We start from the raw sequence: 7,338 nt of genomic DNA, 5'->3' as shown, positions 1-7,338 counted from the left end.
GCACCGCACGCCCGGCGGCGCGGTGCAATCCTTCCTCTACGCCCGCTTCACCCGCCGCGCCGCGGCCGCGTCAGGATGATCCTCATGTTTTGGAAATCGAACGTTACGGCATAGCGCTTGAAGAAGTCGTGGCCGACCATCCCGGCGAGGTGGAAGCCGAACAGGGTCTCCCAGGGAAACGGACCATCATAGAGTCCCGGGACGTTCTGCTCGCTGGCCTCGCCGAACGACAGGCGGCGCACCGTATAGGGCACGATCCTGAGGTTTCCCGCCCCGCCGGCCCCGGCCTCGGCCTTGTCCTCCTCCAGCGTGATGCCGGCCCGGTGGATCACCGATTCCGCGAGCTTGACCCCCGCGCCGGTGAGCCCGGTATCGACGAAGAGCAGGGTCGGCGGCAGCGTCTCCACCTGTCCCCAGCCGACCATGAAATGATCCCCCGCGATCCAGAACGGCACCGCGACGGTCGTCTTCCCGTCATGGTCCGGCGCCGCCCCGACCTGCCGCGGGCTCGCCGGGGCCTTCCGGCGCAGGATCAGCGTGCCGGCGGGGTAATCGAGCGTCGCCAGGAAATGATAGAGAAAGGTCGTGCCAACGATGCCGTCGATGCGCGTCGCTTCCAGCCCTTTCGAAAGCTGGCGCAGGGGCATCATCGCGACGGGCAGGTTGCGCACCGTCCAACCGCCGATCGCCAGCGCATCGATCCGCCCCTGCTTCACCTCGGCGTGCTGCCCGCCGGAGAAGGTGCCCGTCACCGCGCCGAATTGCGGGACGCCCAGCTCGCGGGCAAAGGCGGTGTCGAGCACGATCTCCGAACCGCCGGTGTCGATGAAGAAGGTGACCGGCGCGCCGCCGTTCACCCGCACGCTGACCAGCGGCAGCGGGTCCGTGCGCAGGAGCTTGACGTTGATGCTCTGCCCCGCGCCCTGCACCTCATACGGCGTCTGCCCGCGAAAGCTGCGCAGCTGGGCGACATCCAGGGTGGGGTATTGCGCGATGACCAGCCGGTCGTGCGCGAGATCGACACCCTCCAGCGCCGCGGCCGCCTTCTCGAACTCATAACTGCGATAATACGCCGCCGCGCGCATCACCTTGGGCTCCGCCGCATGGGGGCGGAGCGCGATCGCCTTGCCGAACCATGTCTCGGCGTCGTCGAGGCGGTTGGCGAGCAGCGCGACGCGGCCGAGGTTGAGCACCGCCGTGTAGTCCCCGGGGTCGCCCGTCACGATGCGGGCGTAGCGCGCGCCGGCTTGCTCGAATTGCCCGGCCTGGAAGAGCTGACCGGCGGACGCCGGTGCGGCCGTGCCCCTGGCCGCCTCCTGCGCGAGGCCGGGCGGTGCCGCGACGAGCATCAGGGCGGCGAGGCAGGCTCCGTAAGATCGCATTGTTCCGACATCCGCGTTTCCTGGACCCGATCGTAACCGATTTGCGGCCGGGGACAGGGGCGGGGTGGCGTGTCCCTGCGTTGACGCGGCGGAACGGCGCCGGCCGGCATGCGAAGCCGGCATCGGCGTCTTACGCAGGGCAATCGGGCGCGAGGCCCGCGTGCGTCAGATCAGCGCGTCCTGGCGCAGGATGTTGCCGCGGGGGGAGGCGGCGTGTTCCTTCAGCACCGCCTCGTTGCCCGGATCGACTTCCTTGAGCAGCACGTCATAGCCCCACAGATCGGCGAGATGCTGCAGCACCAGCCGCGTGTCGCCCTCGTCGAGCAGTACGCGGTTGAGCGCGCGGTGATGCAGGATCAGCCGCCGGTCGCCGGCGAGGTTGACGTCCGCCACCTGTATGTCGGGCGTCGTCCACGCGACGTCGTACTGCTTGGCCAGCGCCCGCTGGATGCGCCGGTAGCCGCGCTCGTCATGGATCGCCATCACCCGCATCTCCGGCTCGTTGGCGTCGTCGAGCACGTCGAAGATGCGCATCTGCCGGATCAGCTTCGGGCTGAGGAACTGCAGGATGAAGCTCTCGTCGCGGTAATTCGCCCATACGTCGCGCAGCACCGCCATCTCGTCGCCGGTGCCGGCGATGTCGGGGAACCATGCGCGGTCCTCGTCGGTCGGCGTGCGCACGATGCGCGCGATATCCTCCATCATCGCATAGCCGAGCGCGTACGGATTGATGCCGGAATAGCGCCGGTCGTCGTATTCGGGCTGGAAGACGACGTTGGTGTGGCTGTGCAGGAACTCCATCCACGCGCCGTCCGTCAGCCGCCCATGCTCATGCAGATGCGTCATGATGCGGTAATGGACATAGGTGGCGCAGCCCTCGTTCATCACCTTGGTCTGGCCCTGCGGATAGAAATACTGCGCGATCTGGCGCACGATGCGCAGCACCTCGCGCTGCCAGGGCGCCAGCCGCGGCGCGCTTTTCTCCAGGAAATACAGGATGTTCTCCTGCGGCAGCTGCAAAAGCGCGCGACGGCGTTCCTCGACGCGGTTGTCGCCGGCCGCCGCCTTGCCGCGCGGCACGGTGCGCCAGAGGTCGTTGTACATCGCCTCCTCGTGCGCGCGGCGGTCGCGCTCGCGCCGCTGCTCGCTGCGCAGGTCGGCGGGGCGGCGGCGCGGATAGCGATGCACGCCGTGGCTCATCAGCGCATGCGCCGCGTCCAGCAGGCTCTCCACCGCCGCCTCGCCATAGCGTTCCTCGCATTGCGAGATATAGCTCTTGGCGAACTCGAGGTAATCCAGGATGCCGTCCGCGTCCGTCCACTGCTTGAACAGGTAGTTGTTCTTGAAGAAGTGGTTGTGGCCGAACGCCGCGTGCGCGATCACCAGGGTCTGCATCATCGCCGTGTTCTCCTCCATGACATAGGAGAGGCACGGGTTGGAGTTGATGACGATCTCGTAGGCCAGCCCCTGCATGCCGGCGCGGTACAGTCCCTCGTTGCGGGCGAAATGCTTGCCGAACGACCAGTGACGATAGAACAGCGGCATGCCGATCGACGAATAGGCGTCCAGCATCTGCTCGGCGCTGATCACCTCGATCTGGTTCGGATAGGTGTCGAGGCCGAGGACGTTGGACGCCACCTCGGCGGCGGCGTCGTGGCAGCGGCGCAGCGTGTCGAACGTCCACTCCGCGCCTTCGAACAGCAGGTCGCCCATCTCAGGCGTCCACCCGTTCGGCCGCGGCACCCGCCTTCGGCTTGCGGCTGAACAGCTCGCGGAAGACGGGGAAGATGTCGCGCCGGTGGTTGACCTTGCGCATCGCCATCGGCGCGCCGGTCGCGACCACCATCGAATAGGTCTGCCACAGATCCGAATGCCGCCGCGCGAAGCCGGGCGGGAAATGCTCACCCTCGCGCCCGACCTCCAGATAGGCGTAGTACTGGCACGACGGCAGGATGTGATCGGTCAGGAGCGAGGCCGTGCGCTCGTTGTCCGAACTCGTGTTGTCGCCGTCGGATGCCTGCGCGCCGTAGATGTTCCAGTCCTCGGGGTGATAGCGCTCGCGCATGACGCGGATCATCTCCTCGAGCGCGGTGGACACCACGGTGCCGCCGGTCTCGGGCGAGTGGAAGAACGTGTCCTCGTCCACTTCCTGCGCCAGATGCGTGTGGCGGATGAACACGATGTCCACGTGCTTGTACCGCCGCTTGAGGAAGATGTACAGCAGCACGTAGAACCGCTTCGCGAGGTCCTTCATGTGCTCCGTCATGGAGCCGGACACGTCCATCAGGCAGAACATCACCGCCTGCGCGATCGGCTTGGGCGAGCTTTGGAACGTGCGGTAGCGCACGTCGAGCGGGTCGATATAGGGGATGCGGCTGGCACGCCGCCGCGCGCGCGCGAGGTCGTCGCGCAGCGACGTCAGGCGCAGCGGGTCCTCGCCGCTCGCCTCCAGCCCCGCGATCTCCGCCTCCAGCGCCTCGATCTCGCCGCGCTTGGGGCGCTTGAGCGCGATGCGCCGCGACAGGCCGTTGCGCACCGTGCGCATCAGCGCGAGGTTGGCGGGCGAACCCGTCACCGAATAGCCCGCGCGGTGCCACGTCACGCTTTCGGTCTTGGTGACGTTGCGCTTGGCGAGGTCGGGCAGCTCGAGGTCTTCCAGGAACAGGTCCACGAACTCGTCGTGGCTGAGGGCGAAGCGGAAATCGTCCTGTCCCTCGCCGTCGGGCGAGCCCTCGGACCCGCGGCCGCCCCCGCCGTTGTTCGGCCGCGCGATGGTGTCGCCTTCCTGATAGTCCTTGTTGCCCGGCAGCACGTAGTCGCGCACGCCGCCGCTCCGCCCGCGGCGGAACGACGGCTCGTGCACGCCCTCGGTCGGCAGCGAGACCTCGCCCGCCTGATCGGCGTCCTTGATGCTCCGCTCGCCGGAGCTTTCATGGACCGCGCGGCGGATCAGCGATTTCGCGCGGCGCATGAAGCGCTGGCGGTTGGCGAGGCTTCTGCCGCCGGGATTGAGCCGGCGATCGACGATCTGCATGTCCCGTGTGCCCGCTTTCCGTGTGCCCGCTGCGTGCCCGCCGCCGCTATGGTCGCCGGGCGGGCGCCGCGTGCGGCCGGTTCCCTCAGCCGGCCTGCTTGACGCGCATGTACCACTCCACCAGCCGGCGCACCTGCCGCTCGGTATAGCCGCGCGAGACCATGCGCTCGACGAACTCGCCGTGCTTCTTCTCGCTGTCGCTGTCCTTCTTCGAGCCGAAGCTGATGACCGGCAGCAGTTCCTCCACCTGGCTGAACATCCGCCGCTCGATCACCTCGCGGATCTTCTCGTAGCTGGTCCAGGTCGGGTTGCGGCCGTTGTTGTTGGCGCGGGCGCGCAGGCTGAACTTCACCACCTCGTTGCGGAAATCCTTGGGGTTGGCGATGCCGGCCGGCTTCTCGATCTTGGTCAGCTCCTGGTTCAGCAGCTCGCGGTTCAGCAGCTGCCCGGTGTCCGGGTCCTTGAAGTCCTGATCCTCGATCCAGGCATCGGCATACGACACGTAGCGGTCGAACAGGTTCTGTCCGTAGTCGTGATAGCTCTCCAGATAGGCTTTCTGGATCTCGTTGCCGATGAACTCGGCATAGCGCGGCGCCAGCTCGCCCTTGATGAACTCCAGGTAGCGCTTCTCGGTATCCTCGGGCAGCTGCTCGCGGCGGATCGACTGTTCGAGCACGTACATCAGATGCACCGGATCGGCGGCGATCTCCGTCGTGTCGTGGTTGAAGGTCGCCGCCAGCACCTTGAATGCGAACCGCGTGGACGCGCCGTCCATCCCCTCGTCCGGGCCGGCGGCGTCGCGGTATTCCTGGATGCTGCGCGCGCGGGGATCGGTCTCCTTGAGGCTTTCGCCGTCATAGACGCGCATCTTGGAATACATCGTCGAGTTCTCGTGCTTGCGCAGCCGCGACAGCACGGAGAAGCGCGCCAGCATCTCCAGCGTGCCGGGCGCGCAGGGCGCGCCGCTCAGCTCGGAGCTGGAGACGAGCTTCTCATAGATCTTCTGCTCCTCCGTCACCCGCAGGCAGTACGGCACCTTGATGACGTAGATGCGGTCGATGAAGGCTTCGTTGTTGCGGTTGTTCTTGAAGCTCTGCCACTCCGCCTCGTTCGAGTGCGCGAGGATCAGGCCGTTGAACGGAATGGCGCCGATATTCTCGGTGCCGATGTAGTTGCCTTCCTGCGTCGCGGTCAGCAGCGGATGCAGCATCTTGATCGGCGCCTTGAACATCTCGACGAACTCGAGGATGCCCTGGTTGGCGCGGTTCAGGCCGCCGGAATAGCTGTAGGCGTCCGGGTCGTTCTGCGCGTGCATCTCGAGCTTGCGGATATCGACCTTGCCGACGAGCGAGGAGATGTCCTGGTTGTTCTCGTCGCCCGGCTCGGTCTTGGCGATCGCGATCTGGCGCTGGCGCGACGGCGTGATGCGCACGACGCGGAAGCGGCTGATGTCGCCGCCGAACTCGTCGAGCCGCTTGATGCACCACGGCGACATCAGGCCGTTGAGGCGCCGGCGCGGGATGCCGTACTGCTCCTCCAGCACCGGACCCATCTGCTCCGGGTTGAACAGGCCGAGCGGGCTTTCGAACACCGGGCTGATCTCCTGCCCGGCCTTCAGCGCATAGATGGGATACTGCTCCATCAGCGCCTTCAGCCGCTCCGCGAGCGACGATTTGCCGCCGCCGACCGGGCCGAGCAGATAGAGGATCTGCTTGCGCTCCTCCAACCCCTGCGCGGCGTGGCGGAAGAAGCCGACGATGCGCTCGACCGTCTCCTCCATGCCATAGAACTCGGCGAAGGCCGGATACACGCGCATGGTGCGGTTCATGAAGATGCGCCCGCGTCGCGCGTCGCGCGCCGTGTCCACCATCTCCGGCTCGCCGATCGCGGCGAGGATGCGTTCGGGGGCGGACGCGTACGCCATCGGATCGCGCCGGCACAGATCGAGATAATCCGCGAGCGACATGTCCGTCTCGCGCCGCGATTCATAGGCGCGCGTGTATGACGAGAAGAGTTCTTCGGCGAAGGGCATAGGCCACTCCAGACTAATGAACACTCGTGCGTCGCGACACGTCGGTCACGGTAGCCGATCGACTGCCACGCGGTAACTGTTTTATCCGTCGCGCGACGTCCGCGCCCGCGACCTCCCGACCGGGTTTGTCACGCCCGGCCGCGACCGGCGACACCCCGTCGCCATGCGGCACGGCAGGATGCGATGTCGGCGCGGGCGGGACCTTCGCAAGGCTGGTCCCGCCGGATGGCAACAATCGGGCGCGCATGTCGGGCACCTCTCGCTGTCGCGGCCGGGCCGCCCGCCATTGACGCTGCTGACGCACGGCCCAGTCTACGCATATAGTGTGCCACCCATGCGCGTGCGCGTGTCCAGCGTCGCTTTGCCCGCCGCAGCGGCCGATGGGCCGCCCGATGCACCGGCCGACGCGCCGCCCGTCACCGCATTCAACGCCGCGCCCGCCCGTCGGTCGCACGCCGTCCCGGCGGCCGGTCGATCCATGCGAAACCGTCGTGCCTCGTGGCATGGCCATGCGGTCGATGCGTGTCATCCCTCTCCTGGCTGGCCTCTCCTAGCCGGCGCCGCGTCGCGCCGGCATCATGGCGCACCTGCACCATGATGCTGAGCGTCCGCACTTTAAGGATGAGTAACGTCCGGGCACGGTCCCCGGTGCGCCGGGGGATTTTTTTCATCCCGCTTTGCCAATCGCCTCGACACGCACGGTTCCGCATTGCAGGAATCGCCATCTGGGCGACACATGCGGGTAACGTCGGGGCGACGCCGACGAACCGCAGCAAACCGGGGACGGAACCGATGGCCAACAGCGCCAAGCCTGCCAAATCTGCCGCCAAGCCGGCCGGCGCCGGCGACAAGCCCGCCGCCGCCAAGGCCACCGCGCCGAAGGCAGCCGC

The 7,338-nt window shown here is 67.3% G+C and carries 4 protein-coding genes; all 4 read right to left on the bottom strand.

What is annotated here, in order from left to right; translation table 11 throughout:
- Window positions 1–47 precede the first annotated feature (47 nt).
- On the bottom strand, window positions 48–1,382 hold the full coding sequence (locus B8460_RS14030; RefSeq protein ID WP_158322859.1) for a retropepsin-like aspartic protease: 1,335 nt from the start codon (window positions 1,380–1,382) through the stop codon (window positions 48–50).
- Between the two features lie 165 nt (window positions 1,383–1,547).
- Window positions 1,548–3,095 carry a SpoVR family protein gene (locus tag B8460_RS14025; RefSeq protein ID WP_048862233.1) on the bottom strand — a complete coding sequence of 516 codons (1,548 nt, stop codon included), beginning with the start codon at window positions 3,093–3,095 and terminating at the stop codon, window positions 1,548–1,550.
- Between the two features lies 1 nt (window position 3,096).
- Complete coding sequence (locus B8460_RS14020) at window positions 3,097–4,416, bottom strand: YeaH/YhbH family protein (protein ID WP_048862232.1); 1,320 nt, start codon at window positions 4,414–4,416, stop codon at window positions 3,097–3,099.
- A gap of 85 nt (window positions 4,417–4,501) precedes the next feature.
- Entirely contained in the window at window positions 4,502–6,448 is a 1,947-nt protein-coding gene (locus tag B8460_RS14015) for a PrkA family serine protein kinase (protein WP_048862231.1), read from the bottom strand.
- Window positions 6,449–7,338 lie beyond the last annotated feature (890 nt).

Source organism: Acidisphaera rubrifaciens HS-AP3, from assembly GCF_000964365.1.
GTDB lineage: Bacteria > Pseudomonadota > Alphaproteobacteria > Acetobacterales > Acetobacteraceae > Acidisphaera > Acidisphaera rubrifaciens.
Note: the sequence above shows the minus strand (reverse complement) of the source record. Positions and strands in the feature narration are given on the sequence as shown.

What these genes read in the sequence shown, in the direction of transcription:
- B8460_RS14015 (WP_048862231.1), bottom strand. Translation starts at nt 6,448, where the DNA reads ATGCCCTTCGCCGAAGAACTCTTCTCGTCATACACGCGCGCCTATGAA.
- B8460_RS14020 (WP_048862232.1), bottom strand. Translation starts at nt 4,416, where the DNA reads ATGCAGATCGTCGATCGCCGGCTCAATCCCGGCGGCAGAAGCCTCGCC.
- B8460_RS14025 (WP_048862233.1), bottom strand. Translation starts at nt 3,095, where the DNA reads ATGGGCGACCTGCTGTTCGAAGGCGCGGAGTGGACGTTCGACACGCTG.
- B8460_RS14030 (WP_158322859.1), bottom strand. Translation starts at nt 1,382, where the DNA reads ATGCGATCTTACGGAGCCTGCCTCGCCGCCCTGATGCTCGTCGCGGCA.